This is a genomic window from Echinicola vietnamensis DSM 17526, assembly GCF_000325705.1.
Taxonomy (GTDB): domain Bacteria; phylum Bacteroidota; class Bacteroidia; order Cytophagales; family Cyclobacteriaceae; genus Echinicola; species Echinicola vietnamensis.
The window spans coordinates 2,808,865-2,834,667 of record NC_019904.1; the positions used below are offsets into that span (position 1 = coordinate 2,808,865).

Below are 25,803 nucleotides of genomic sequence, written 5' to 3' on the forward strand. Positions count from 1 at the left end.
AAGAGCTTAAAAGTAATCCGTTGTTTCTCTTCTAATATGTGCTGTCCTTGTGCGTTTTCCTAAAAATCTAGTACGCAGATATACGCAATATGACTTTTGTCATAAAAAAAAGCCCGACGATTGCCGGGCTTTAAGTTGCTTAATTTTCTTTTTGGAGCAGTGAGGGTTCCTTTTCCGTCAGGATGGGAGCTGGCGATGGGGAGTTCACTTTTTGAGCTTTTTCTTCTCTTTCCTGTCTTTTTAGCTCGCGGTTTTTGATCACTTCGTCTCCAGGTTTGCCAAAGAGAATTTTAAAGGCTTCATTCTTGTTTTCGGCTTGCTTGAGATCTTTGACGATGTCATACCACTCGTGGAATACCAAGGTAACAGGGTTATAGCTGTTTACCGGCTTGGTAATGCCATAGTTTGGGGTCTCACCTTCTGCCATAAAGGTGCCAAATATCCTGTCCCAAATGATAAAGGTAGAACCGTAGTTCTTGTCCAGGTAGTGTTCATCACTGGCATGATGTACACGGTGGTGAGACGGCGTGGTAAAGATGTATTCAATCGGCGCCGGAAGTTTTTTGATGTATTCCGTATGGATCCAAAACTGGTAAAGCACAGCTATCTGGTGGCATATAAAGAATACGAAGGGGTCAAAACCAATCATGACCACCGGAATAAAGAAGATGAACTTGATGTGCTGCGTCCAGCTCAATCGGAAAGAAACCGAAAAGTTATATTTTTCTGAATTGTGGTGTGTCACGTGAGTAGCCCACCAGAAGCGCTGCTCGTGCGCCACTCGGTGCGCCCAATAACGAGCAAAATCAATGGCAATAAAACAAGGTATGAAAGACCACCAAGTCGGCGGGATTTTCCAAGGGACAATGTTCCAGAAGAACAATACAGCAGAGAACAAGGCGACTTTGATCAGGGCACTGATGCCCACATTGATCAATCCAATGGACGATGCTGCCAAAAAATCCTTGCCGTCATAAGAGTCCCTATTCTTATAAATACTCAATCCCCACTCTGCAAACACCAATGCAAACATTACCGGGGCTGCCCAAAGGATAATGTTTGGCCATTCTGTAGCACCTATATCCTCCAGGGTCTTATAGTTCTCAAACATAAAATCGATATTATAAGTGATTAAAATTATGGAATAAACTAAAAGATAAAGCTAAAAATGTGGTTTAACAAATGTTTGGACGGATATTAACATTTATTCACACAATCGTAATCGCCAAACAAAAAAGCCCGGTTGATGACCGGGCCAAGTGAATTATGCTTTTTAGCTTTGATTATTGTGCACTATCTGCAGGCACGGATAATTCTTCTGTACTTCCCTCTTCAGCTGGAAGAATGCTTTCATCTCCACCGAAGGATGGAGCGACCATTTGTTCCTTGGCACTTTCAATGTTTGGAGAGGAGAATTCAGTGGATCCACTGCCATTGCTTTCCAAAAATGCTGAAGTACCCAGTGAAAGTACCAATATGGAAATGGCCAACACCCAAGTGGCTTTCTCCAATATGTTTCCTGTTTTGGTGACGCCCATGATTTGGGAGGCTCCACCGCCAAATGCAGCACCAACACCACCTTTGGAATCTTGACCTAAGATTACCAATACCAAGATAACCGCCAAAACAATAATGATGCTGATAAGTAAAGTGTACATATGCTAATGAAGTTAATCTTTTAATTCTTTTATTAAGTTCGCAAAATAAGCTTTTTTATTCGGAAACTTCAAGCTTAATTTCTGATAAATATCAATTGCCTTGGCTTTTTTGCCTTGCTTCGTCAATAGTTTGGCATAGGATTCCGAAAGTAACTTGTCGGACAGCTGCGTACTGTTTTTGGAAAGATCAGTGTTTTGGCCGGTATCTTCTATTTCTTTAATGGTCGCCAGTTTGATCTCTTTTTTGCTGAAAGCTTTGATTATGTCCAGCTGTTCTTGCTTTTTGGCGTCTTTGATGACCTTTTTTTCCTTTTTTCGAATGGTTTCAATCAGGTCGTCATTCTTTGGGTCTTTTTTCTTTACTGCTTTTTTCTTCGGGGCCTTTGCACCACTTGAAGGAGTTTCTTTATCCGATTCAGTTTTTTTGTCTGCTTCGGCATGCCGTAATTTGTTCAGGTTTTCTTCCAGCTTGCGCAAGATCTCAGTCCGGTCCGACCCCGAAGGCTGTTGAGAAGCTGCCTTGTCAGGAGCGTCTTCTGCAGTAGGGGCGGCCTTCTCAGGGGTCGTATCCTTAGAAGGCTGGGGTGCAGGTGTTGCTTTGGCTGGCTCAGGGGATACAGGAGGAGCGAAATGAATGTCTCCTTCGATCAGCGTTTTGAGCCAAGCCCTGTCCGGACTTTGGACAGCTGCCCAGTGCAGGAGTTCTTGTGATTCTCCCTTGGATATTTTCTTCTCGTATTTGGCAGCCAGTACCTTGGGGACCAAAAAATACGGAAACGTTTCATGGAGCTTCAGCAATGACCTGAAATCTTCCTTCTCTAAAGCGTTACGCTTTTTGATGATATTTAAAAACTGGGCTGCGTTCACAAGTCAGATTTTTTTGGTTGGTTACCTAATTTAAATAAAATTACCAATTTGCCACAGTAGAGGTGAAAATATCCTGAATGATGTTTTCAAAAATGGTATCTATCAGGTCAGTTTCCACTGCGAGGACCGAAGTACTCCGAGGGTCATAGTCCTGATAGAAGGAGTAGGTCTTTTTACTGTCCTGCTCTTCATCGCTCAGGTTGATATAGTTGACTTCCACAGCAATGGTCAAGCGCATTTGACCGGCCCGATCAGGTTGGTTGGGATCGGTGGTGGAGACCGTGGCCTGTGGGGTGAGGGAATACCGTGTGATGGCTCCTTCAAATTGCAAGTCACCATTGGTCTGGACCAACTCCAACTGGGTGTTTCGCTGAAAATAATCTTTCAGGGATTCGGTAAAGTTTTGCCCCATATTGGCAGGGCCACCGCCGGAATCGTTGAAGAAATTGGCCACCGAGAAAGTCTGGGTTACATTATAATCCAGGTTAGTGCCGGTAAAACTATATTCTACTTTGCAGCCCCAAAGCAGCATCAGTGGGCATAGTACCAACGCAAACATGAGCTTTGATCTACTCATTGATGTCATATTGTTTGATTTTTCGATAAAGGGTACGTTCCGAAATGCCCAGGTCCTGCGCCGCATATTTACGTTTATTGTTATGTTTTCTGAGCGCTTTTATGATCAGTTCTTTTTCTTTCTTCTCGATGGAAAGTGAATGGTCATCCTCTTCGTGAATAATGTCCTCGATTTCATCATCATATTCTTCAGAATGGGCATGTTGATTGGAGATTTTCCCCGATTCCAATACAATGGGCATGGATGCGGGACTTGACTCCTTGGACGAGGTATCATCAAAAGACACAGAAGTGTCCATGTCTTCAAACAACGAGTAGTGCTTTTTGATGATGTTTTGATTGATCCCGCCGGACTGGTACGTGTCGAGCACCAGCTTTTTCAGCTCTGTCATGTCCTTTTTCATGTCAAAGAGCACTTTGTACAGGATCTCCCGCTCCGAAAAATCAGAAGATGATTCGCCCTTTTGTCCACCACCGGTGTAAGGGGCCGGTAAATTGGATTCTGTGGACGGTAAATATTTTGCCAGCGTGATGGCATTGACATCCCGGTCCTCCTCCAGCAGGGAAATTTGCTCGGCCAAGTTTTTCAATTGCCGGATATTTCCTTTAAAGGGGAATTTTTTAAGGAGTTCTTTTGCCTCTCCGTCTAGGGAAATGGGTTTTACGTTATATTTCTCACTGAAATCAGTGGTGAATTTCCGGAATAAGAGGATGATGTCGTCGCCTCTTTCCCTAAGAGGAGGGACGAAAATGGGCACGGTGTTCAGGCGATAGTAAAGATCTTCTCTGAACTTACCCTTTTCTACTGCTTGGATAAGGTTGACGTTGGTGGCAGCGATGACACGGACATCGGTCTTTTGGACTTTGGAAGAACCTACTTTGATAAATTCACCGTTTTCCAATACCCGCAGCAATCTTGCTTGGGTGCCCAGGGGCATTTCGCCTATTTCATCCAAAAAGATGGATCCACCATCGGTCACTTCAAAATATCCTTTCCGCGCTTCGTGTGCGCCGGTGAAGGAACCCTTCTCGTGACCGAACAATTCTGAATCAATGGTGCCTTCTGGAATGGCACCGCAGTTGATGGCAATGAACTTCCCATGTTTGCGCGTACTGATCGAATGGATGATTTTGGAAAAGGACTCTTTACCACTTCCACTTTCACCAGTGATCAGCACCGTCATTTCCGTTGGCGCAGCCTGCATGGCTACGCGAATGGCATGATTGAGCAGGGGGCTATTGCCGATTATACCAAAACGCTGTTTAATGGATAATACTTCCGCGTCTGTTATCATAGATTTCAGGGGCTTTAGTGGTTTAGGAAAGCACTTCGCCAAATAAGGTGGCGGCCGTACAATCCACGATTTTTACACGGACATAATCTCCTTTTTTGTGGTTGCCTTTTGGGAAAATCACCACTTTGTTGGCCGAATTTCGACCTTTAAGTTGTTCTTCCGAACGTTTGGAAGTCCCTTCTACCAATACCTCCTGGGTTTGTCCCAAATCCAGTTTGTTTCTTTCCAGGGAATGCTGGGTTTGCTTCGCAATGATCTCTTGAAGCCTGCGTTTTTTTGTCTCCAAAGGAATATCGTCTTCATACTTCTTGGCTGCAAGGGTGCCTGGCCTTTCGGAATAGAAAAACATGTAAGAGAAATCGTATTTTACGATGTCCATTAAGCTTAAGGTCTCTTGGTGCTCTTCTTCCGTTTCCGAGCAAAAACCAGCGATCATATCCGAAGAAATACCACATTCCTGCCCCAGGATCTCGCGGATCTTGGCCACCCTTTCGAGGTACCATTCCCGGTCATAGGTCCTGTTCATAAGGTCCAGTATACGGCTGTTACCGCTTTGTACAGGAAGGTGGATGTATTTGCAGATATTGTCGTATTTTTTCATGGTATACAACACCTCATCCGTAATGTCTTTTGGGTGGGAGGTGGAAAACCTTACGCGCAGTTGGGGAGCTACTTTTGCCACCATTTCCAGTAGGTTGGCAAAATTGATCACCTCACTGACGTCTTCTTCCTGCTTGTTAAGGCGGGCTTTGTTGTTTTCTTCTGGTGACCACTTGTAGCTGTCCACGTTTTGGCCTAGCAAGGTCACTTCTTTATACCCTTTGTCAAACAGCTCTTGTGCCTCTTTGACGATGGAATGCGGGTCTCGGCTTCTTTCTCTGCCTCTGGTGAAAGGGACCACGCAGAATGAGCACATGTTGTCACAGCCTCGCATTATGGAAATGAAGGCGCTTACCCCGTTGGTGTTTAGCCTGACAGGTGAAATGTCTGCATAGGTCTCTTCACGGGAAAGGAAAGTATTGACTCCTTTGTCGCCTTCCTCGGCCACTTTTACCAAGTTGGGCAGGTCCCGGTAGGCATCAGGGCCTACTACCACATCCACTAATTTCTCCTCCTCCAGCAGCTTGTCCTTAAGCCGCTCGGCCATGCATCCAAGTACCCCAATGGTGAGGTCTGGTCGCGCCTTTTTGATGGTGTTAAACTGCGTCAGTCGCTTTCTGACGGTAAGCTCCGCCTTTTCCCGTATGGAACAGGTGTTGAGAAAGATGACATCTGCCTGTTCGAAATTTGAAGTCGTATCGAATCCATTCTTTTTCATAATGGATGCGACGATCTCACTGTCAGAAAAATTCATCTGACAGCCGTAGCTTTCTATGTATAATTTTTTTTGCTTTCCGGTATTCTCCTCTTCTGTGGTTTTAAACTCACATGCCTGCGCCTCTTCAGCTGGAAGAATGTCGATATCCTTGATTATGTTCTCCATATCTCGCGTTCAATCAATTTGAGATGCGAAATTAATAAAATACCGACAAAATGACAGGGTTTTACGTGTTAATCTTTACTAAGTTTAAGGATAGGACGCTCCATGAAGGGGAAGAGGAAAAGGGTTGATGCTGCGGAGGTTAACGGTAATTTTTTTGAAATATTCTTGGATTAGCATGAAAATTGACTTATTCTTCTTATGCGTTGTTTTTGGCATCAACATGAAAACATTTTTCATTAAAGAAGACTTTTACTTATTATCTTTACTAAGCGAACTAAAAGGATACAATTGGATAAATTAAAAAAGGTGCTTTATAAATTTTTCAAGGTATTTAAAGTAATACTATTGGTATTACTGGTACTTATTGTAGGTGCTTTGCTTTTTATTAGAAGCCCTTGGGGGCAGGAGATTATTGTGGGCAAGGCCGTCAATTATGTGAAGGGTAAAACCCAGACGGAGATGGCCATCGAAAAGCTCTATGTCACCTTTACTGGCAATGTGTTCTTAGAAGGACTTTACCTGGAGGATCTGAAGGGCGATACCCTCGTCTATTCGGGTAAATTGGAAACTGGCGTGGAAATATGGCCCCTTATCCAAGATGGAGCCATCCACGTGACCAAACTGGAATGGGAAAACCTGACGGCCAATGTGGTCAGGGAAGAGAAAAACGGTAAGTTCAATTTTGATTTCTTAATGGAGGCATTTGCTTCCAGCGATTCCACATCCACGGTGGAGACAGATACTGTGGAGGCGTCAGGGCCCATGCCTGAAGTAGATTTAGGCCCTGTGGATTTCAGAAATTTTAATATAGCCTATCAGGATGGTGTGATGGGATTGGCTGCCAAGGTCGACCTAGGTGAAATCCATTTGGAGATGGAGCGGGTTGATCTGAACAAGATGGCCTTTTATATCCGTGATTTTCAATTCCGGAATACTTCAGCCAGCTATTCCCAAACCAAACCTTTTCCTCCCTCTGAGGAAGACACAACCGCTGTTTCACCTATGCCAGTGGTCATCGTGGACCGGTTTTTAGTGGAAAACATCCAAGCCAATTATGAATCGGTACCTGATGAAATAGCGGCCAATGTAGCCTTGGGCAAGCTATTGGTGGAGCTTCCTGAGGCAGACCTTGATGCCCAAAAGATCCATCTAAAAACAATGGAATTGTTAGATTCCAATATAGCATTGAAATTGCCAAAAACCACTTCCGAAAATCAAGAGGTGGCCACGGAGCCTGCAGAAGAAGCCCCCTTTCAGTGGCCTGGTTGGATCGTGGACGTCAATACCATCGCGCTGGAGCGCAATCGGTTCGAAATGACCCTTGGGGATGAGAAAGTTACCCCTGGCGCGTTTAATCCAGAAGCAATGGCGATATCAGATTTTTACTTACAGGCTTCTCAAATTTACCTCAAGGATGGAGGAGCAGGAATGGTGCTGGACCGATTGGACTTTACGGAGGCCAGCGGGTTTCAATTGAAGGAATTTGGGTTTCAGGCAGGGGTAACCGATACCGATGTGACGATTGAAGAACTGGAAATCGCTACTGGAAACAGTGCGATAGGTGGAGACATTTCCTTGGCTTTCCAATCCATGGATGAGCTGATAAACCATCCGGATCAAACGGGATTTGACGTTCAGCTTCCCAACATTCGCTTAAGTGGAAAAGATGCATATTATTTTGCGCCTGATCTGAGAGCGGATACGCTTATGAAGGAGGTAAACAAAAAAGACTTTACCGGACAATTACATGTTCAGGGAAGTATGGCTGACATGCGTATTCGTAAAACCCGGTTAAATTGGGGAGAAACGACCCATGTCAAGCTGGAGGGCGCACTAAAGCAAGCGGTGGATCCTGAAAATCTCCAAATGGATGTTAAGGATGTCCAATTTCACAGTACCAGAGAGGACTTAATTGCATTTTTGGATGAAGCGGCATACGGGGTACGCTTTCCTGATCAGATTGCTTTAATCAGTTCCATAAAAGGAAAGCTGGACGATCTCGTGGCCCAAGCAGCTGTAGAAACATCGGATGGTAACCTTTTTGCCGATGCTAAATACATGGATCAAGAGCAGTTGTTTTTCGACGTCCAAGTAAAGGGGGAGCAGCTGTTGATGGAAAAACTCTTGCCGGGACAGGGGCTTGGCACGTTGACATTTAATATCGATGCTTCAGGTAGTGGAAGTACCATGGAAGAACTGGATGCCACCTTGAAGAGTACATTTGAGCAGTTGTCATATAATGATTATGATTTTTCTGGATTGTCGTTGGATGGCCAGCTAACAGACGGAGAGGGAGCGGTAAATGCTGCTTTTACGGATGAAAACCTGGACATGCTGCTCAAGGTAGGGGTGCTGCTGGACTCTGTGGATGCACAATACACAGCAGCGCTGGACCTCAAAGGGGCAAATCTCAGAAACCTGGGGTTGACCGCAAAAGATATTCGTACCCGCCTAAAGCTGCAGGCAGCGTTTAGGGGGAATCCAGCTCACTTCGACGTGACCACTCAGGTGAACGATGGATTGGTCGTGTACGATGATCGATCCTTTCCCCTTGGTGAATTGGATTTAAAAGCTGCCGTGCGGCCAGATAGCACAAGTGTCACCATAAGCAGTATGATGCTCAATGGCTATTTACGGTCAAACTCTTCTCCTGCGGATATTTCGGCAGGATTGCAGCACCACTTTGAAGGATACTTGAAAGATTCCGTCTTGGTGGATTCAACGGTGGTGGACACCCTTTCCGGGGAACCGGTAGATTTGGATTTTCAAATGGCCTTTAAACCGGCTCCCGTGTTGGATCAGGTGTTTTTGGAAGGATTGGATCAGATGGATTCCATGGATATTATGGTCAAGTTCAGGGAGCAAGAAAAGCAACTTCAAGCCAGCATTAGCTTGCCTTTTGTGCAGTATAATGAGATGACGTTGGATAGCCTTTTGGTAGATGTCGACGGTGACGGGCAGGAAATGGTTTTCGATGTAGGCTTTGCGGGACTTAGTGCTTCTCCTTTGGCCATGGGAAAGACTTCTTTCGAAGGAAACGTTAGAGGAAAAGGGCTCTATCTGAATTTTGAATCCTATGACGAATCAGAGTTGCTTTATTTTGTGGATGCTGAGGTAGATTATGTCGGGGATACGATGCATTTGCATGTGGTTCCCGAAGGACTGGTCCTGAACAGGCAAGCATGGGAGGTGCCAGCCTCCAATCAGGTGTCTTATTCAGATGCCCTGCTGAAGTTCAGGGATTTTAGTTTTGTCCATGAAGGGCAGCACCTCACCTTCAGCAATGAACTAAATGAAAGCGTTGCCGATCAAGTAGGGATTACTTTTGAGGATTTTCGGCTTAGCACCTTTATGAGCTTGCTCAACCCGGATCAGTTGTTGCTTGGAGGCGAGTTAAATGGAGATTTTGTGGTAGAGAATCCTTTTGGGGCCACAGGTATTGTGGCTGATATGGATATTTCAGAGATGAAGGCCATGGATGTGGAGTTGGGGAATTTGGCCCTCCGGGCAAAGTCCGAAGATACCAAGTCCTATGACTTTAACCTCGCTTTGAAGGACAAGGAAATCGACCTGGATGTAGTAGGAGATTATCAGGCCAGTGCAGAAGGAGCCAATTTAAATTTAAAGTTGGATTTAAACGAGCTACAGCTAAAAGTGCTCGAAAAACTCCTGCCTGATCAGTTTGGGGAGGCCACAGGGAATCTACATGGAAATTTGGCTGTCAGTGGAACCACTGCTGCTCCAGAATATGAAGGTGCTTTTAGTTTTGAAGCGGCTTCCCTGGTGGTGAAGATGTTGAATTCAAAGTTCACACTGCCTACACAGCCCCTTCGCGTGGACGACCAAGGGGTGTACTTTGACCAATATAGTTTCAAAGATGCCGATGGCAATAGTTTTACGCTGAATGGAGAGGTCGGGACAGCGGATATGGCCAATCCGGCGTTTGACCTGCAGCTTACGGCTCAAAACTTCCAAGTGCTCAATTCCACCCGTGAGGATAATGACTTGTTTTACGGGAAGTCCAATATCAATGCAGATGTTAAGATTACCGGTGACATGAACCTTCCGATCGTAAAGGCGGATTTAAAGGTCAATAAAGGCACTGACCTTACTTTTGTCATCCCCGAAACGCAGTTGGAAGTGGTGGAGCGAGAAGGCGTAGTGCTCATCGTGGACCGGGACAATCCAAATGATATTCTGACGAAACGGGACATGGAAAATTCCGAATCAGCATTTACCGGAATGGAAATAGAGGCATTGTTAAAGGTGGATCCGAATGCTGTTTTCAGGGTGATCGTGGATGAGCGATCCGGTGATAACCTGATGATCGCAGGAGAGGCAGACCTGAACTTAAACATTGAGCCCAACGGGCGGATGAACCTTTCGGGTATCTATGAACTGTCCAAAGGACATTATGAAATGAGCCTCTATAATTTGGTTTCACGGAAATTTAACATTGTAGAAGGCAGTACCATTTCTTGGAAAGGGGATCCCATGGATGCAGACATGGATATTACGGCATCTTATGATGTGAGGACTTCTGCCAGTGATTTGATGGCTACTCAGATTTCCGGCGTCAGTTCAGAAGTATCCACCCAATATCAGGAACGACTGCCTTTTATTGTTTACCTGAATGTAGAAGGAGAACTGCTCAGGCCTCAGATATTTTTCCAATTGGATATGCCGGAAGATGAACAAGGAGCCCTCGGGGGAAATGTGTATTCCAAAATCCAACAGGTCAATGAAGAAGAAGGAGAATTGAACCGGCAGGTGTTTTCCTTATTGGTGCTTCAAAAGTTTATGCCCGCTACCGGCGGAGATGGGACCGGAGGAGGAACGGCAGGTTTGGCACGATCCAGTGTCAGCCAAATGCTATCCAGTCAGTTAAATGCACTTTCCAGCAATGTGTTGGGCAATTCAGGTTTTGAACTCAGTTTTGATTTGGACAGCTATGAAGGATACCAAGGGGCACAGACCAATTTAAATGTAAGTGCCCAAAAAAGGCTTTTTGACGATCGATTGATCGTGCAGGTGGGAAGTGAAATGGAACTGGAGAGTTCTAACCAGGATACCCAAAATGACGGGGCAGTGTTTGGGAATGTCAATATCGAATATTTACTCACCGAAAGTGGTAGGTACCGCTTGCGAGGGTTTAGAAAAAATGAGTTCGAAAGTATAATTGATGGACAGGTAATCGTCACAGGAATTGCCTTTATTCTAAACAGGGAATTCAACAAATTCCAGAATTTTTGGAAAAGCGAAGAAAGGATACAGCGCGAAAGTGAACAAAAAGCCAAGCAACGTGAGGCTGTAGATGGTAAAAATGAGGAAAACCATGATGAGTAAATGCTTTAAATACCCAATGATTTTTTTATTGGCCGCTTTGAGTTCTTGCGGGGTGGGGAAGTACATCCCCGAGGGAGAGCAGCTTTATACCGGTGCGACTTTAAAAATTACCACGGAGGATAAAGAACACGTAAACGAAAAGACCCTTGAAGTGATCCAAAGCCGGCTTCATGAAATGATACGTCCTGAGCCTAACAGTAAGTTTTTGGGGATGCGCATTGGTTTGTGGGCACATTACAAGGGTACCCAGGAGAAGCCGGGTTTTTTCAATCGGTTCATGAATAAGAAATTTGGGCAAGAACCGGTCTATTTTAGCCAAGTGAATGCCTCCAAAACCGAAGAACTTTTGCTAAATCGATTGGAAAACAATGGCTTTTTCTATGCCTCGTCCAGTAGTGAGACCACAGGCAAAGGGAAATTTCTGGGAATGGCCTATCAGGTGGACGTCAGCAGACCTTACCTGATGGAAAAATTGACCCTTGAGGGGGATAGCTTGCCCATCCAAAAGCAGATGAATGAAATTTTGGAGGATTCAGAATTACAGCCGGGTACGAGGTTTGAGCTGCAGGCATTTAAGAATGAGCGGACGCGAATAGATGAAGCGCTTAAGCTAAGAGGTTTTTATAATTTTAATGCGGATTACCTGATATTTGAAGCGGATACGAACAATTATGATGAGCGCAAATTTGACCTGTTTTTGCGGTTAAAAGCGGGAGTGCCAAAGAAAGCCATCGTGCCTTATACCGTTAATGATATCCGCGTTTACCCTAATTATACCGTGGAGGAAGAAGTGAGCAGCCAAGACACCACTTTTGTAGAGGATATCGCTTTTATCCAAGATGAGTTGACTTTCAGACCAGATTTGCTTGAAAAATATATTTTGATCAAAAAGGGGCAAATTTATAGCTCGGAACAGTCCCGGTTTACTTCCAACAGATTATCTTCCATTGGAAATTACCGCTATGTCAATTTACGCTATGAAGAGGTCGATTCGGTGACTTTGGATGAGGGGGGAAGGCTGGATGCGGATATTTACCTCTCGCCTTTGAAGAAAAGGTCTGTCCGCGCCGAACTCCAGGGAATTTCAAAATCCAATAACTTTATTGGTCCTTCTATTTTGCTGACTTATCGAAACAGGAATTTGTTTAAGGGCGGTGAAACCTTGAATATTTCGGCAAACTTTGGCTATGAAACGCAGATTGCAGGAGGAGACAGGACCGGTTTAAGTACGTATGATATCGGCTTAAGCGGGGATTTGATTTTTCCGAGAGTGATCTTTCCCTCCCAGATTCAAGACCGTTTCCGATATTCTGTGCCCAAAACCAAAATCAGTCTCGGGGTACAATCGATCAATAGAATTGGGCTGTATCGACTAAACAATGTATCTACCAGCTACGGGTATTACTGGAATGCAAACCGGTTTGTTTACCATGAAATCAATCCCATCAGTTTGAGTGTGGTGAGCCTGTCAGATGTGACGTCAGATTTTCAGGAGATATTGGATGATAACCCGTTTTTGGCCAAGAGTTTTGAGCAGCAGTTTATTGCCGGGTTAAATTATACCTTTAATTACAACCAACTCGGGGACAAGTTCCGGAAGCATAAAATATTTACAGGTTTTTCACTTGATATGGCAGGTAACCTGATTGGAGCGTTTGATGGAAAAGGCACTATTGAAGAGCCCAACAAGATTTTCGGCATGGAATACGCCCAATATGTCCGGGGCGATTTGGACTTTCGATATCATTTAAAGCTGAGTGAAGATCAGGTGTTGGCTACACGTCTCTTTGGAGGTGTAGGGGTGCCGTATGGCAACTCCATATCCTTACCCTATGTGAAGCAATACTCCGCAGGTGGCCCAAATAGTGTGAGGGCCTTCCGTATCCGGTCCCTCGGTCCGGGATCTTATCGGCCTGATTCTATCAATAACCAATCTTATTTTGAACAAACAGGTGATATTAGATTGGAAGGAAATATTGAATATCGCTTCCCCATTGTGCCTTACCTGAAAGGGGCACTGTTTGTGGATGCAGGTAACGTGTGGTTGATGAACGAAAATGAAGCCTTGCCGGGAGGTAAGTTTTCAGGGAAATGGGCAAGTGAACTCGGCGTAGGTACGGGGGTAGGGTTAAGGATAGATATAGAGTTTTTCGTCATCAGGTTTGATTTTGCTTCCCCATTGCGAAAGCCTTGGTTGCCTGAAGGAGAGCGATGGCAAAATGAATTTAAGCCATTTGACCGAGATTGGAGACGAGAAAACTTTATTTTCAATTTTGCAATTGGCTACCCGTTCTAGGGAGGAGAAGGGTTGTAGAATTGTTCGTTCATGACAATGATGAAGCGGATTGACAATTCTACAACCATTATGGCTTAAGTAGAGAGGATTTTGGCTACTCGGAAATCTTCTTCGTCCACTTCCTTGTCATCTACAATGGCCCTTTTGATAGGGGTATAGACGACTTTATTGTTGATGACGCCGGCCATGACATCACATTTTCCTTGCATCAGTCCTTCCACTGCTGATACGCCAAGTTTACTGGCGAGCACACGGTCGTATGACGTGGGAGAACCACCCCGTTGGAGGTGACCGAGTATCGTGACTTTGATATCGTAATTGGGCAGGTATTTCTTTACTTTTTTGGAAATTTCAAGGGCTCCGCCACTTTTTCCACCTTCGGCCACAATCACTACGTTTGCCTGCTTTTTAGCTTTGGCACGGGTGTTTAGGCGATCGATCAATGCTTCCACTGGCATTTTCTTTTCAGGAATCAGTGTGGCTGCTGCTGCACTGCCGATGCCGGCGTTTATGGCAATGAAACCGGAATCCCGTCCCATTACTTCTACAAAGAAAAGTCGATCGTGAGACGTGGCCGTATCCCTGATTTTATCGATGGCTTCAATGGCCGTGTTACAGGCAGTATCAAAGCCAATGGTATTATCGGTACCGGAAAGGTCATTGTCTATGGTGCCCGGAAGTCCGATGGCCGGAATGCCAAATTCCTTGTAAAAAAGGTGCGCACCTGTCAGGGAACCGTCTCCGCCGATCACCACCAGGCCGTTTATGCCATGTTGCTGAAGGTTTTCATACGCTTTTTTTCTACCTTCCGGTGTTCTGAATTCCGCACTTCGGGCAGACTTTAGAAACGTACCTCCCCGCTCCAAAACATAGGCGATATCAGAGCTGTTCAGCTGACGAATATCGTTCTGGATCATGCCTTCATATCCTCTGTAAATACCGTAAACCTCTAAATTATAATAAAAGGCACAGCGCACTACCGCACGAATGGCGGCGTTCATTCCCGGCGCGTCACCTCCTGAGGTCAGTACACCGATTTTGGTTATCGCTTTACTTTCCATCTTGTAAATCGGTTGTTATTTGTTTGAACATCAGTTTTGCAGAGGCCAAATTGGTAGCCAAAGGGATATTGTGCACATCACAGATTCTCATCAGCATCTGTACATCCGGTTCATGGGGGTGTTTATCCAGTGGATCCCGGAAAAAAATGACCAGATCTAGTTTTTTCTCGGCCGCCATGGCCGCTATTTGTGCATCGCCACCATACGGGCCAGACATCAGCTTTTCTACCTCAAATCCTGCTCTTTCGATGTGGGATCCAGTAGTTCCCGTGGCAAATAGGCTTACGTCAGCTTCCAAGAGCCGGTCCTTAAATCCACTAAGAAAGTGTACCATGTCAGCTTTTTTTCCGTCATGGGCGATTAAAGCTATTCTCATTATCGTTTGTTTAATAGGTTGATGGCCTAAAGTTATAAAAAATATAAGATTTTGTTCAAGGTTTATATGGCTAAGATCATTATGATATGGCTAAACCTTTCAAGGAACCGATAACCCCTCTGAGCAAGCGACGAACAAAACCGAGCAGCCATCTTCCTTTATCAGCAATGGGAAGGTCTCCATATTATTTCAACACCGGGAAAAGCCGCCATTTCAGTAACCTTTTTATCCATCAATACGGATCCACATCCACCACAAAACGAACCGATTTGAATGCTTTTTGTGTGTTGAGTTCAAAGAGGATTTTGCCCATTTCATGTTTGAAAATGGCAGGGGTGTTGCCAGCTCTGTCCAGCTTGATGTAGATATCGAATAAATATTGGTTTTTGATTTTTCCGATCAAAGCCCTCTCGGGACCAAGGATGATTTTTTTTACAGGGATATCCTTGAGTAAATTGGCCAGGTTTATGGCGGCTTTTTCCGCTACCTTTGCTTCTTTGTGCCTTGAAGTGATTTTGACGTTTTTGACAAAGGGGGGATAGAAAAAACGCTTTCTCTCCGCCATCTCGGTAAGGTAAAATTCCGAAAAGTTTCCTTGGATAACTTTTTCGAAAACCTCATGGTCTGGCCTTCTGGTCTGTATGACCACATTTCCGCGACGATTTCGCCTTCCAGCCCTTCCGGCCACTTGGGTGATTTGCTGAAAGGCCCGTTCCCCAGATCTGAAATCCGGGAAGTACAAAATACGGTCAGCGTCCACGATGCCCACTACCGTGACCCGGTCGAAATCCAGCCCCTTGGTGATCATTTGGGTGCCCACCAAGATGTCGAGGTTCCCGGAGGAAAATTCATCGAAGATACGTTGATAGGCATATTTGCTTCTGGTAGTGTCCAAGTCCATTCTCCCTACCCTGGCTTCGGGGAAGAGTAAAGAAAGGCTTTCTTCCAAGCGCTCCGTACCAATGCCTACTGTCGTCAGCTTGTGGCTTCCGCACGCAGGGCAAGCCCGGGGCACCTTTTCCTTAAAGCCACAGTAGTGGCAGCGCATTTCTTCGCTGTACTGGTGATAAGTAAGGTTGACATCGCAATGCTCACATTCCGGGATCCATCCACATTCCTCGCAGGACATATATGGAGCATAGCCCCGCCGGTTTTGGAAAATGAGGATTTGCTCTTGACGGTCCAGGGCTTCTTGGATTTTTTCGCGCATAATTCGTGTGAAATCCAGTTTGAGCAGATTTTTCTTCTTGTCTACCAAGATGTCTGCCACGTGAAATTCAGGCAGCTGAGCTTCTCCAAAGCGCTTGCTGAGGTGAACGTAACCGTATTTTTGGGTGCGGGCATTGTAGAAGGACTCGTAGGAAGGGGTGGCACTGCCAAGGAGGGTCTTGGATTGGTGCAGCCAGGATAGCATGATGGCCGCATCCCGAGCTTGAAAACGCGGCGCTGGGTCAAATTGCTTGTAGGATGGCTCGTGCTCTTCATCGACAATGATCATCCCCAAGCTGTCAAAGGGAAGGAAAATGGCCGATCTCACGCCGACCACAAACGAAAAACGTCCACTCAAAACGCCCTGCCAAACTTCCACGCGTTCATTGTCGGAATGCTTGGAATGGTAAATGCCCATTTCACTACCAAAGACCTTTTGGAGTCTGCTGACAATCTGGGTGGTCAAGGCAATCTCCGGCAGCAGCAGCAATACCTGTGAGCCACTGTCCAATACCTCACGGATCAAGTGGATGTATATTTCTGTTTTGCCACTTCCAGTGATCCCATGCAGCAGCACGGTCTGCTTTTGGTCAAATTGCTCCTTGATGCTGGATAGTCCTTCCTCCTGGAAATCTGCAAGTTTAATTTCTCGGTCGTCAGAGGGCAGGTTCTCAAACCTGCTGACAATTACCTTGAACTCCTCTAAAATGTCATTCTTTATCAAGGTTTTCAGGGAACTGGGGCTGAGTCCAGCATCCGTAATGACCTTTTTCTCCAGGCCTTTTTCATTCCTTTCCGGGGCATGAAAGACCGGGATTTCCTGAAGGAATTTTAAAAGGATTTCTTCTTGCTTGGTGTTCTTGCTTAGCTGGTCAAATAATGCCTCAAGGGCTTTTTTGGAGGTGGAATAGGGCGCTTTGAGCTTTATCCTGCTTTCTACTTTTGGGGCATATTTTTCCTTGACTTGCTCGTATACCAATACCGCCTCTTTGATGACCAAGCTTTTGATGATTTGGTAGCTGGACTTAATGCCCAAAAGTTTCCCGCAATCCTCGTAAGTGAGGGCGTCATTTTTTTCCAAAGCATCCAAGATGATTTGCTCTCTGTCGTCTATCGGGAAATCAGAAGCCTCTGGGTCGAAGGTTGGGTTCAATTGGATTTTACTTTCACTGCTCAGTTTTAGCCCTGAAGGCAGGGCTGCATTCATCACTTCCCCGATCTGGCAGCAATAATATTCAGCCATCCAAAACCAAAATTTTATCTGAAGGGGATTGACCACCGGCTGATCATCCAGGACTTCCAGAATCGCCTTGGTCTCATAATCTTTTGGCGGCTTTTGATGGACTTTTCCGATAATTCCCGTAAGGACTTTCTTGCGGCCAAACTGCACAATAACCCGATGCCCGATGCCGATGGATTTTTCCATTGTTCGGGGGATGCGGTAGGTGAACATCCGAGGAATGGGGACAGGAAGAATCACATCTGCAAACGTAGATGGATGGGTACTTTCATCAAGGGGTATGCTATCTCCAAAAAGGTCTTCCAAGGTAATTATTTAAGTGTTGGGAATTGGTCAATTGCTTCTGCCACGGTCGCCACAGGACGTAGGCAGGTTTTGTCAAAGCAAACGTAAATTAAGGCATTTCCATTTTGATCTGCTACTTTATCGGCCAAAAGCGGAATGTCTTCTGACTTGTTTTCTGCTGCTGCAATGACTTTTAGGGCAGGGGAGGCTTGCAATAGTTCACTTGCTAGCGATGCGGCTCCTTTGCCGACGATCGCTACTTCCGGGGTGCCCACATATTCGGACAGGTAAAGACTGCCCCACTGGCTAAGGAATGCAGGGTCTGAAAGCAGCAATTTACGCATCAGCCCTAGCAGGTCCCTGGACAGTGCAAGGTAACGGTCTTCATAGAAATACCGTCCCAATTGATGGAGATTGGTCGCCATAAGGGCATTTGAAGAAGGGATGACATTGTCAAAGATCTCCTTTTTATTGGCAATAAGTGTTTCTGAGTCAGGGTTGTTAAAATAGAAAAGCCCGTCGTCTTCATCAAAGAAATGCTCCAAGACAAATGCCGTCAGACGCTTGGCCACTAGAAGCCATCGAGGTTCGGAGGTCAATTGATAGAGGTGGATGAATCCTTGGATGATGGCGGCATAATCTTCCAAGAAGGCCGGTGTATAAGCTTCTCCGTTTTTGTAGGAACGGTAGAGCTGCTCCCCCTTGAGCATGTGATCCAAGATAAACGTCCCATTCTGGATGGCCAGTGATTTAGCAAGTGGATTCGCAGTAGCCCAATAGGCCTGTGCCAATCCTGAAATGGTCAAACCGTTCCAGCCTGCGATCACCTTGTCATCCAAGCCGGGAGGCGTGCGTAGGTTTCGGATTTTTAACAGGCGCTCTTTGACCTCATTTAGGTTTTGGGCCAACTGCTCCTCTTCCAATCCGTGTTTATGGGCGATTTCTTCATAAGTGTGGGTCTGGAAAAGAATATTGACACCTTTCTCCCAGTTTCCTTTTTCGCTGATGTTAAAGCATTCATAAAACCAGGCATCCTCATCATCTAACATGCTTTCAAGTTCATCGTGGGTCCAGGTGTAAAACTTGCCTTCTTCCCCTTCGCTATCGGCATCAAGGGCAGCATAAAACCCTCCTTCTTCCTGAAGCATTTCTGCTTGGAGCCAATTTACGGTTTCATTGATTTTTTCTTTGAACAATGCGTCTCCACTGAGCTGGAAGGCTTTAGCATACAGCGAGAGCAATTGGCCATTGTCATAAAGCATCTTTTCAAAATGGGGCGCAAACCATTCACTATCTACAGAATAGCGGGCAAATCCTCCTCTAAGGTGGTCGTAAATGCCGCCCATGCCGATTTTGGTAAGGGTGAAAAGTACTTTTTCTATTAAAGAAGCATCTCCTTTTAACGCGGCATAGCGCAGCAAAAAGTCCCATACAGCTGGCATAGGGAATTTAGGAGAACGGTTAAACCCACCCCATTGTGGATCCATTTGGCTGGCTATTTTTTGCGCCATATGGGTCAGGTCTTCAGCGGTCAGCCTACTGGGATCATCAGCTAAGCGGTATTTTTCCCTTTCTTTTAATTTGATGCTGTTCCCAAACCCCTCAGCACTTTTGGCCAACTCATCATGGTGGGTTGCATAGGCTTCGGCAATGTTTTGGAGTAACCCTTTCCAGTTGGGGTTAGGAAAGTAAGTGCCTCCATAAAAAGGTTTTTGATTTGGCATCAGGAAAACATTAAGCGGCCACCCCCCTTGCAGCCCCATGGATTGGACGGCATCCATGTAGATGTTGTCAAGGTCAGGTCTTTCTTCCCGGTCGATTTTGATGCAGACAAAATGCGCGTTCATGATTTTGGCAGTCGCTTCATCCTCAAAACTCTCATGTTCCATTACATGGCACCAGTGACAGGCTGAATACCCTATGGAGACAATGATGGGCTTGTTTTCTAGTTTGGCCTTATCGAGGGCTTCTGGTCCCCAAGGGTACCATTGGACCGGATTATAGGCGTGCTGAAGTAAATAGGGACTTTGGCTGTCAATAAGATGGTTGGCTTTTGGGGACATGGAAAATTGGTTTGGTTAAAAAGAAAGAAGTTGTTCGTTTACTGCTTTGATCTCCTTGGTGAAATCAAATTCTGCCGGCATTCGTTCCATTTTTTTAAGAAGATTTTGAAGGAACTTTTGGTGTGCGATCCCTGAAGGATTAAAGGGCTTATGGGCCAAGGCTCGTTTGATATCCATGATGTTTTCGGCGTACTGCAGTGCTGAAGGGGAGAGGTGGCTCTTACTGAATTTTTTCCAAATATACGCCTCAGCCTGTTTGGTAGGATGGATGAGGTCCTCTTTGTAGAATCGGTAATCCCTAAGTTCGTCCATCATGATTTCATAACTCGGAAAATAGTGGATGTTTTTATGCGCTTTGGCCAATTCATCACAGGCAACCCTTAAAATGGATTTGCTGAGTTGGTTTTCGGGAATGCCATCTTTGATATGCCTTACCGGACTCACTGTCAGCAGGATGTTCAGATCAGGATTGGTCGCTTTTAGGTGGGCATGGGTGGCCGAAAAGGCCTTGGTTATTTCATCCAAGGAAAGCGTTCTTTTTGTAAATTCCTTTGCGGGTTGTTTGTGGCAGCTGGAAACGATCTTTCCCGAAGCGCGATGCTCATAGATATTGGCGGTGCCAAATGTGATGATCATCCAAGAAGCTTTGGATAGGGTTTCTTGGGTGGTTTGGCATCGTGTTTTCAGTAGGGCTTTTAGGTCATCTTTATTTTTTCCCGATAGCGCGGAATGGCAAGAATAATGCAATTGTCTGCCGTCATGAGCTAAAAACAGTGCTTCTGAAAAAGCCTCTATTCCCAAGGAAATGTCCAGAAGATGGAGTAATGACAGGGGATTGAAAAGGGTGCCGAACGGGTTGTTTAGCACCTTGAATTTCCGCTCCGCTAAATGTTGCCCCATAACTGCACTGAAACAGGATCCGATGCTAAGTATCGGAGCTGAGTGATCGATAGGGCAGGGGGTTAGGGGAATGTCAAAATTGGTTTGTAATTGCATAGAACGAAATTAACGAAATTGTGCCAATGATCGAGTAATCCCTTCTAGATCAAAGTAAAATTATGAAATTGTTTACGTATAATTAATTTTATTAATGATTCAGTAAATATTAATCGGTATTGTTGATAATATGTTTTTGCAGGGTTACTTTTATCAGGTAACAGGTAAGGAATTACAATCAAATTTCAATGTCCATGAAAACACTTACTTTAGAGAAAACCGTAGAGGCAACTGTCGAGAAATTACAAAAGCTTAAAATCCAAGATCAACTCATCGCAGAATTGCAGTGGTGCTTGGGGAGTTATCGGTATGACCAGAATCCCATTGGTCTGATAGAAAAAAGTTCAGCGGCACTTGGCGCCCTGAAGGCAGAAAAGGAAAAGAACAGCAGGGCAGTATCTAAAAAGTTGCTAGCGGACTTGGAGAAGGTTGCCTCAGCTTGATTTTAGAGGTGTGTCACGCCTTCATAACCTGGCCTAGGTTAACGGTGATATTGTTTTTCAGGATCCATCCGTCCCATGGTACTTGGAGCGAGTAATCTTATTGCCCTTGTGCGATGATACGGGCAGCTTTTGCCCATTTGGTACTTACCTGCCTTTGGTGGAGGTAGATCCTGAACATCTTTACGGGACGACTGACCTTGCCGGTAAACATGTCAACATTCATCTCCCCAGAAGTATTACTCAATCCGCTATTTTCAGGTTGGTTGAGGGGATTTAACCAAAAAAGGCTATCCCCAAAAGTGGATAGCCTTAATTAGGTATGTCAAGTCGAAATGGTCGCTTATTCTGCTACTACTTCGAATTTAACTTCTGTTTTTACTTCTCTGTGAAGGTCTACTTCAGCTACATATTCACCGGCACCGGTTACTGGAGAGCTGATAGCGATTTTCTTTCTATCTACTTCCACTCCTTTTTCTGCTAGGGCGTCGGAAATTTGTAGGGTAGTTACTTTACCGAAGATTTTTCCGGAATCACCGATTTTGGCTTTGATTTCGAGTTTGATACCTTCGATTTTAGCCGCTAGCTCTTCCGCTTCAGTTTTGATTTTTTCCGCTTTATGAGCTGCTTGCTTGATGTTTTCTTCAAGGATCCTCTTGTTAGAAGTTGTGGCCAATACCGCAAAACCTTGAGGGATAAGGTAATTTCTTCCGTATCCTGATTTTACAGTAACTAGATCATTTTTATAGCCAAGTCCTTTTATGTCTGTTTTTAAGATAACGTCCATTGTAGTTGTCTAAATTTAATAAGTATTGAATAGAACAGGGCCGGATTATTTCAATCCGTCAGTTACATAAGGTAACAAGGCCAAATGTCTGGCTTTCTTAATGGCGTTTGCCACTTTTCTCTGGTATTTCGCAGAGTTTCCTGTCAATCTTCTTGGAAGGATTTTACCTTGCTCGTTTACAAATTTCAATAAGAAGTTAGGATCTTTGTAATCGATGTACTTGATGCCCATTTTCTTGAATCGGCAGTACTTCTTCTTATTTTGCTCTCTGTTGATTGGTTCGTTCTTAAGTGTCATTTTGCAGCCTCCTCTTTAGTTTCAGTTTTTTTGTTGAATTCACCTTTTCTTCTTCTCTCGGCATAGGCAATCGCATGCTTATCCAATACAGTCGTCAAGAAACGCATTACTTTCTCGTCCCTTCTGATCTCGATTTCAAACTTCTTGATCAAAGTAGGCAAGCTTTTGAATTCTACCATTACGTAGAAACCGGTGCTTTTCTTTTCAATTGGATAGGCTAGCTTCTTAAGACCCCAATTTTCAACATTAATAATTTCTGCCCCCTCTTCTTTTAACAAGTTCACGAACTTGTCAACGGTATCCTTCATCTGAACATCAGACAAAACGGGAGTTAAAATGAATACCGTTTCGTAATTTCTTTGGAACATTTTAATTATTGTTTTTTTGTAATTATTAAACAGATCGCAAAATTAAAGGTTTATTTCAATAAATCAAAACCCAAAGCATTTAGTTGATAAACAAGTCGCTTGAAATAGGGCAGTTCCTAATATTAGATCAAGTGGAAATGTTGGGGCTGCCAGTTTTACGTCATGGCAAAATCAATATTAAAAAATTTCCACAACGTCTCAAAGGCACCAAGTGCATGTAGGTCCTGCATAGAAAGGAATGTATAGTTGCGTTGTGCCTGAGGTCTTGTCGGCGTATCATTGTTCCGATCACTAAATTTATCACCTTACAGAAATATTGCTTGATGCCTAATGTCTGTGGCACTGGTGTTTACCTGTCTGGCCAAAAAAATCACCTGCAGACTAAAAAAGCTGCAGGTGACGATTAAAATTAAATATGTCAAACTGTTAAGCGCTGTTACTTGATTTCAAAAGATTCGTTGCCAATATTAAATCCTTCACAATAGATTTTTACCTCATATTTTCCTTCTGGGTAATCGGTTTCTTTTTGGTAAAGGTAAATGAGACTCTTTTTCGAGTTGTCATACAGGATGGCCTGTTTGGCTGTATAAAACTCTTCTCGACCATCAATGCTGAAGGTTCCGGAGCCTTTGGCAATGTCAAAGATCACCTGATTGTTCGGGGCGACTACCTGCACGAATATATCCCTAGCGCCAGGTTCTGCCACGTTGTTTTCGGTCAGGTCAAATGATATCTTCAGCTTTTCCAAATGACGGTTACGAAAAGATCCTTCCCGCTCTTTCCCCCTGGAATTGACCGCGGCTACCGTAATGTTTTCGGCATGAAGCTTCTGGGCAATGCTTACCTTTTCTTCCAGTTTTTCTTGCTGAAGGTTTAGCTGCACAATTGAATCTTCGATTTCAGCCTTTGAGGTTTTGAGGTCTTGGTTTTCCGTGAAAAGCTGTTGGTTTACTTGCTTCAGCTTCTCGATTTCAGAATCCTTCTCGGTCAGAACACCCGAGAAACTATCGATTTTTTCATTGAGCTGGTTGATTTCTGCAGCACTTCTGTTGCGCTCAGTGTTCCGTTCTGCAAGTAGTTGTTCCTTAAGGACAACGAGTGAGTCGACATTTCCTCCCAATTTTTTGATTTCATTGATCCGGAGGTCCAGTTGGTAAGCCATGCTGTCAATACGAAGATTGAGGTCGTTGTTCTCTTCGGAAAGGATGAGGATTTCTTCCGTCTTTTGTGACTTGTCTACACTGTCAAAGTACAGCTTAATGCCACTGAAGATTACCAAGAGAAGTAAAACAATGATCAGAATGTTTTTCCCCTTTCCATTTCTTGATGACTTTTCTTCGGGTATATTAGTGCTCATATGTATTGTGTATTAGTCAGTTAGTGCAAACAAATTTTAACCATGTGTCCTTCACTTGACGAAAACTATTGGCTTGGCAGGTACCAGCGAAATCAAATTGGCTGGGATGCCGGTGAAGCAACCATTCCATTAAAGCAATATTTAGACCAACTTCACGATTATGAGGTAGAGATTTTGATTCCGGGCGCAGGAAATGCTCATGAAGTGGCATATGCCTTCCAAAAAGGCTTTCAGCATGTCCATGCCTTGGATATTGCCAATGCACCTCTCAAGCGATTTCAGCAGCGATACCCGCTGTTTCCTTCGGCCAATCTGCACCATGAGAACTTTTTTGACCACCGTGGCCAATATGACTTGGTTTTGGAGCAAACGTTCTTTTGTGCTTTACACCCAAATCTACGAAATGATTATGTTAAAAAAATGGCACAACTCTTAAAACCGGAGGGAAGGCTCGTGGGGGTGCTTTTTGACATACTGTTTGAAAGGGATGGCCCGCCCTTCGGTGGAGATAAGGAGATGTATGTAAACCTTTTTACAAAAGAACTGGATGTCCTCAAAATGGAGCCTTGCTATAATTCTATCAAGCCACGGGCAGGAAGCGAACTTTTCTTTGTGGCGAAAAGGCCTGCTAAGCCTCAATAATGTAAAATGTAGTGCTGCTTTTTTAGTCCGGCCTTGAAGAATAAAATACCACATTCGTAAAAATCCATGCTCATGGTGACGGAAGAATGGGATTTGAGCTCATTCCAGGCTTTTTCCATTTCCTTGGAGCGGTGAATGTCGCCGATAGCTACCACGCTGGTCTTTTGCAGTGCAGGAAGCAGGGTTTTCCAAAAGAAGATCGTCGCTTCATAATTGTGATGGGCGTCCATCAGGACGAAATCCACACCAGGGACTTTTTGGAGAAACTCGGGCAACGTTTCCTGTATCCTGCCGGCTATCAAGTGAATTTCTGGAAATGCTCCAAAGGTGCCTTTGGCGACTTCAGCCAGTTCATCCGCACCCTCAAAAGTGTATACCTTTCCTTGGGTGGATTGGGCAAGGTATGCCGTGGTTATCCCCACACAGGTGCCAAGTTCCAGCACTGTTTGGGCGGGCGTGAGCGAACAAAAGTATTGGTACAGCAAGGAGAATTTAGGTTTGCTAGCACTGTGACGGGTTATGGCAGCAATCTTCCTCAAAGGATTTTTCAATCGTAATGAGCCGGTTCCGTGATCCTGAATGGTGATTTTAGCAGGATTGGCCAGCAGTTTTTCTCGCTTGGATTCCAGTGCTGGTGAGCGATGGGTTTTGGCATATTCTTTCAAGCCTTCATACACTTCGTAAGCATAAGGGGCTTGAAGCGAATGGCGGTCCACTTTGAGCAGAAAATAGCGAAGATAGGCGAAAAAGGGATGGATTTGATCAAACACTAGTTGTGGAAGATGTCTGCGATGAGTTGGAATTCAGGAATGGTGACCGTGATGGTTTTGCCATCTTGGATGCGCTCCATAAAATAATGGCCTTTCATTTTTCCCTTGCCGGAGTTAAGGTTACATCCGGAGACATATTGGTGCGCATAGCCCGGCTCTAAAATAGGCTGTTGGCCGACCACGCCATCGCCTTCGATGATGCGAGACTTTTGGCCGGCGTCTGCTACTTCCCAGCGCCTTCGTAAGAGCTGGATGGTATTAGGACTGTTGTTTTCGATGGTAACCTTGTATGTAAAGACATAGTGGTGCTGATGCGGACTAGAGTACTCCGGTTGGTAAGTAGCTTGCACACTTACTTTGATGCCTTCTGTAATTGCCGTTACCATTATAT

General features: G+C 44.7%; 22 protein-coding genes. 4 read left to right on the plus strand and 18 right to left on the minus strand.

Translation table 11 applies throughout. The features are described from left to right. Window positions 1-139 precede the first annotated feature (139 nt). From ECHVI_RS11555 to miaB, 6 genes are all read right to left on the minus strand, one after another. Complete coding sequence (locus tag ECHVI_RS11555; RefSeq protein WP_015266175.1) at window positions 140-1,111, minus strand: sterol desaturase family protein; 972 nt, start codon at window positions 1,109-1,111, stop codon at window positions 140-142. A 172-nt stretch (window positions 1,112-1,283) separates the two neighbouring features. Continuing rightward, on the minus strand, window positions 1,284-1,658 hold the full coding sequence (gene secG, locus ECHVI_RS11560) for a preprotein translocase subunit SecG (protein ID WP_015266176.1): 375 nt from the start codon (window positions 1,656-1,658) through the stop codon (window positions 1,284-1,286). Window positions 1,659-1,670: 12 nt separating this feature from the next. Further along, window positions 1,671-2,525 carry a hypothetical protein gene (locus ECHVI_RS11565; protein WP_015266177.1) on the minus strand — a complete coding sequence of 285 codons (855 nt, stop codon included), beginning with the start codon at window positions 2,523-2,525 and terminating at the stop codon, window positions 1,671-1,673. Window positions 2,526-2,565: 40 nt separating this feature from the next. Further along, a complete protein-coding gene (locus tag ECHVI_RS11570) occupies window positions 2,566-3,102 on the minus strand; it encodes an LptE family protein (RefSeq protein WP_015266178.1) in 537 nt (178 codons plus the stop codon). Then, entirely contained in the window at window positions 3,095-4,396 is a 1,302-nt protein-coding gene (locus ECHVI_RS11575; RefSeq protein ID WP_015266179.1) for a sigma-54 interaction domain-containing protein, read from the minus strand. Before ECHVI_RS11575 ends, ECHVI_RS11570 begins: the two co-directional genes overlap by 8 nt. A gap of 22 nt (window positions 4,397-4,418) precedes the next feature. Then, window positions 4,419-5,879 (minus strand): tRNA (N6-isopentenyl adenosine(37)-C2)-methylthiotransferase MiaB, encoded by a 1,461-nt coding sequence (gene miaB, locus ECHVI_RS11580; RefSeq protein WP_015266180.1) that lies wholly within the window; start codon window positions 5,877-5,879, stop codon window positions 4,419-4,421. Between the two features lie 288 nt (window positions 5,880-6,167). Here miaB and ECHVI_RS11585 point away from each other — a divergent pair, with 288 nt between their 5' ends. Then, on the plus strand, window positions 6,168-11,225 hold the full coding sequence (locus ECHVI_RS11585; protein ID WP_015266182.1) for a translocation/assembly module TamB domain-containing protein: 5,058 nt from the start codon (window positions 6,168-6,170) through the stop codon (window positions 11,223-11,225). Continuing rightward, window positions 11,215-13,521: a translocation and assembly module lipoprotein TamL gene (gene tamL, locus ECHVI_RS11590; protein ID WP_157501357.1), complete on the plus strand. Its 2,307-nt coding sequence runs from the start codon at window positions 11,215-11,217 to the stop codon at window positions 13,519-13,521. The genes ECHVI_RS11585 and tamL overlap by 11 nt, the downstream gene beginning before the upstream one ends. A 74-nt stretch (window positions 13,522-13,595) precedes the next feature. Here tamL and pfkA read toward each other — a convergent pair whose 3' ends face one another. The 5 genes from pfkA to ECHVI_RS11615 all read right to left on the minus strand — a co-directional run bounded on the left by pfkA (window position 13,596) and on the right by ECHVI_RS11615 (window position 20,751). Next, entirely contained in the window at window positions 13,596-14,582 is a 987-nt protein-coding gene (pfkA, locus tag ECHVI_RS11595) for a 6-phosphofructokinase (protein ID WP_015266184.1), read from the minus strand. Beyond that, complete coding sequence (locus ECHVI_RS11600) at window positions 14,572-14,958, minus strand: methylglyoxal synthase (protein ID WP_015266185.1); 387 nt, start codon at window positions 14,956-14,958, stop codon at window positions 14,572-14,574. Before ECHVI_RS11600 ends, pfkA begins: the two co-directional genes overlap by 11 nt. Window positions 14,959-15,190: 232 nt before the next feature. Further along, window positions 15,191-17,713 carry a replication restart helicase PriA gene (priA, locus tag ECHVI_RS11605; protein WP_015266186.1) on the minus strand — a complete coding sequence of 841 codons (2,523 nt, stop codon included), beginning with the start codon at window positions 17,711-17,713 and terminating at the stop codon, window positions 15,191-15,193. 5 nt (window positions 17,714-17,718) lie between these two features. Beyond that, a complete protein-coding gene (locus ECHVI_RS11610; protein ID WP_015266187.1) occupies window positions 17,719-19,755 on the minus strand; it encodes a thioredoxin domain-containing protein in 2,037 nt (678 codons plus the stop codon). 15 nt (window positions 19,756-19,770) lie between these two features. Further along, on the minus strand, window positions 19,771-20,751 hold the full coding sequence (locus tag ECHVI_RS11615) for a GSCFA domain-containing protein (RefSeq protein WP_015266188.1): 981 nt from the start codon (window positions 20,749-20,751) through the stop codon (window positions 19,771-19,773). Between the two features lie 194 nt (window positions 20,752-20,945). Between ECHVI_RS11615 and ECHVI_RS11620 the strand changes: the two genes are divergently transcribed. Next, a complete protein-coding gene (locus ECHVI_RS11620; RefSeq protein ID WP_015266189.1) occupies window positions 20,946-21,194 on the plus strand; it encodes a hypothetical protein in 249 nt (82 codons plus the stop codon). Window positions 21,195-21,291: 97 nt separating this feature from the next. On the opposite strand, the gene ECHVI_RS23660 is transcribed toward ECHVI_RS11620, so the two are convergent. The 5 genes from ECHVI_RS23660 to ECHVI_RS11640 form a co-directional block, all read right to left on the minus strand. Beyond that, window positions 21,292-21,438, minus strand: coding sequence for a hypothetical protein (locus ECHVI_RS23660; protein ID WP_157501360.1), 147 nt, complete (start codon window positions 21,436-21,438; stop codon window positions 21,292-21,294). A gap of 96 nt (window positions 21,439-21,534) precedes the next feature. Then, window positions 21,535-21,978 carry a 50S ribosomal protein L9 gene (rplI, locus tag ECHVI_RS11625; protein ID WP_015266190.1) on the minus strand — a complete coding sequence of 148 codons (444 nt, stop codon included), beginning with the start codon at window positions 21,976-21,978 and terminating at the stop codon, window positions 21,535-21,537. Between the two features lie 45 nt (window positions 21,979-22,023). Beyond that, window positions 22,024-22,275, minus strand: a complete 252-nt coding sequence (gene rpsR, locus ECHVI_RS11630) for a 30S ribosomal protein S18 (protein WP_015266191.1) — start codon at window positions 22,273-22,275, stop codon at window positions 22,024-22,026. Continuing rightward, a complete protein-coding gene (gene rpsF, locus ECHVI_RS11635) occupies window positions 22,272-22,643 on the minus strand; it encodes a 30S ribosomal protein S6 (RefSeq protein WP_015266192.1) in 372 nt (123 codons plus the stop codon). Before rpsF ends, rpsR begins: the two co-directional genes overlap by 4 nt. Window positions 22,644-23,079: 436 nt before the next feature. Next, window positions 23,080-24,000: a coiled-coil domain-containing protein gene (locus ECHVI_RS11640; protein WP_015266193.1), complete on the minus strand. Its 921-nt coding sequence runs from the start codon at window positions 23,998-24,000 to the stop codon at window positions 23,080-23,082. Between the two features lie 42 nt (window positions 24,001-24,042). Between ECHVI_RS11640 and ECHVI_RS11645 the strand changes: the two genes are divergently transcribed. Continuing rightward, window positions 24,043-24,642, plus strand: coding sequence for a methyltransferase (locus tag ECHVI_RS11645; RefSeq protein WP_015266194.1), 600 nt, complete (start codon window positions 24,043-24,045; stop codon window positions 24,640-24,642). On the opposite strand, the gene ECHVI_RS11650 is transcribed toward ECHVI_RS11645, so the two are convergent. Both ECHVI_RS11650 and apaG read right to left on the minus strand, forming a co-directional pair. Beyond that, the gene (locus ECHVI_RS11650; protein WP_015266195.1) at window positions 24,636-25,412 is read right to left on the minus strand and encodes an O-methyltransferase; all 777 of its coding nucleotides are present in this window, start codon (window positions 25,410-25,412) and stop codon (window positions 24,636-24,638) included. The genes ECHVI_RS11645 and ECHVI_RS11650 overlap by 7 nt on opposite strands. Further along, a complete protein-coding gene (gene apaG, locus ECHVI_RS11655) occupies window positions 25,412-25,798 on the minus strand; it encodes a Co2+/Mg2+ efflux protein ApaG (protein WP_015266196.1) in 387 nt (128 codons plus the stop codon). The genes ECHVI_RS11650 and apaG overlap by 1 nt, the downstream gene beginning before the upstream one ends. Window positions 25,799-25,803 lie beyond the last annotated feature (5 nt).

Bases quoted from the DNA above. Each gene is read 5' to 3' on its own strand.
- ECHVI_RS11640 (WP_015266193.1), bottom strand. From the start codon at position 24,000: ATGAGCACTAATATACCCGAAGAAAAGTCATCAAGAAATGGAAAGGGG.
- pfkA (WP_015266184.1), bottom strand. From the start codon at position 14,582: ATGGAAAGTAAAGCGATAACCAAAATCGGTGTACTGACCTCAGGAGGT.
- tamL (WP_157501357.1), top strand. From the start codon at position 11,215: ATGATGAGTAAATGCTTTAAATACCCAATGATTTTTTTATTGGCCGCT.
- ECHVI_RS11600 (WP_015266185.1), bottom strand. From the start codon at position 14,958: ATGAGAATAGCTTTAATCGCCCATGACGGAAAAAAAGCTGACATGGTA.
- ECHVI_RS11575 (WP_015266179.1), bottom strand. From the start codon at position 4,396: ATGATAACAGACGCGGAAGTATTATCCATTAAACAGCGTTTTGGTATA.
- ECHVI_RS11555 (WP_015266175.1), bottom strand. From the start codon at position 1,111: ATGTTTGAGAACTATAAGACCCTGGAGGATATAGGTGCTACAGAATGG.
- miaB (WP_015266180.1), bottom strand. From the start codon at position 5,879: ATGGAGAACATAATCAAGGATATCGACATTCTTCCAGCTGAAGAGGCG.
- secG (WP_015266176.1), bottom strand. From the start codon at position 1,658: ATGTACACTTTACTTATCAGCATCATTATTGTTTTGGCGGTTATCTTG.
- ECHVI_RS11645 (WP_015266194.1), top strand. From the start codon at position 24,043: ATGTGTCCTTCACTTGACGAAAACTATTGGCTTGGCAGGTACCAGCGA.
- ECHVI_RS11615 (WP_015266188.1), bottom strand. From the start codon at position 20,751: ATGCAATTACAAACCAATTTTGACATTCCCCTAACCCCCTGCCCTATC.
- rpsR (WP_015266191.1), bottom strand. From the start codon at position 22,275: ATGACACTTAAGAACGAACCAATCAACAGAGAGCAAAATAAGAAGAAG.
- rpsF (WP_015266192.1), bottom strand. From the start codon at position 22,643: ATGTTCCAAAGAAATTACGAAACGGTATTCATTTTAACTCCCGTTTTG.
- ECHVI_RS11620 (WP_015266189.1), top strand. From the start codon at position 20,946: ATGAAAACACTTACTTTAGAGAAAACCGTAGAGGCAACTGTCGAGAAA.
- rplI (WP_015266190.1), bottom strand. From the start codon at position 21,978: ATGGACGTTATCTTAAAAACAGACATAAAAGGACTTGGCTATAAAAAT.
- ECHVI_RS11610 (WP_015266187.1), bottom strand. From the start codon at position 19,755: ATGTCCCCAAAAGCCAACCATCTTATTGACAGCCAAAGTCCCTATTTA.
- apaG (WP_015266196.1), bottom strand. From the start codon at position 25,798: ATGGTAACGGCAATTACAGAAGGCATCAAAGTAAGTGTGCAAGCTACT.
- ECHVI_RS11570 (WP_015266178.1), bottom strand. From the start codon at position 3,102: ATGAGTAGATCAAAGCTCATGTTTGCGTTGGTACTATGCCCACTGATG.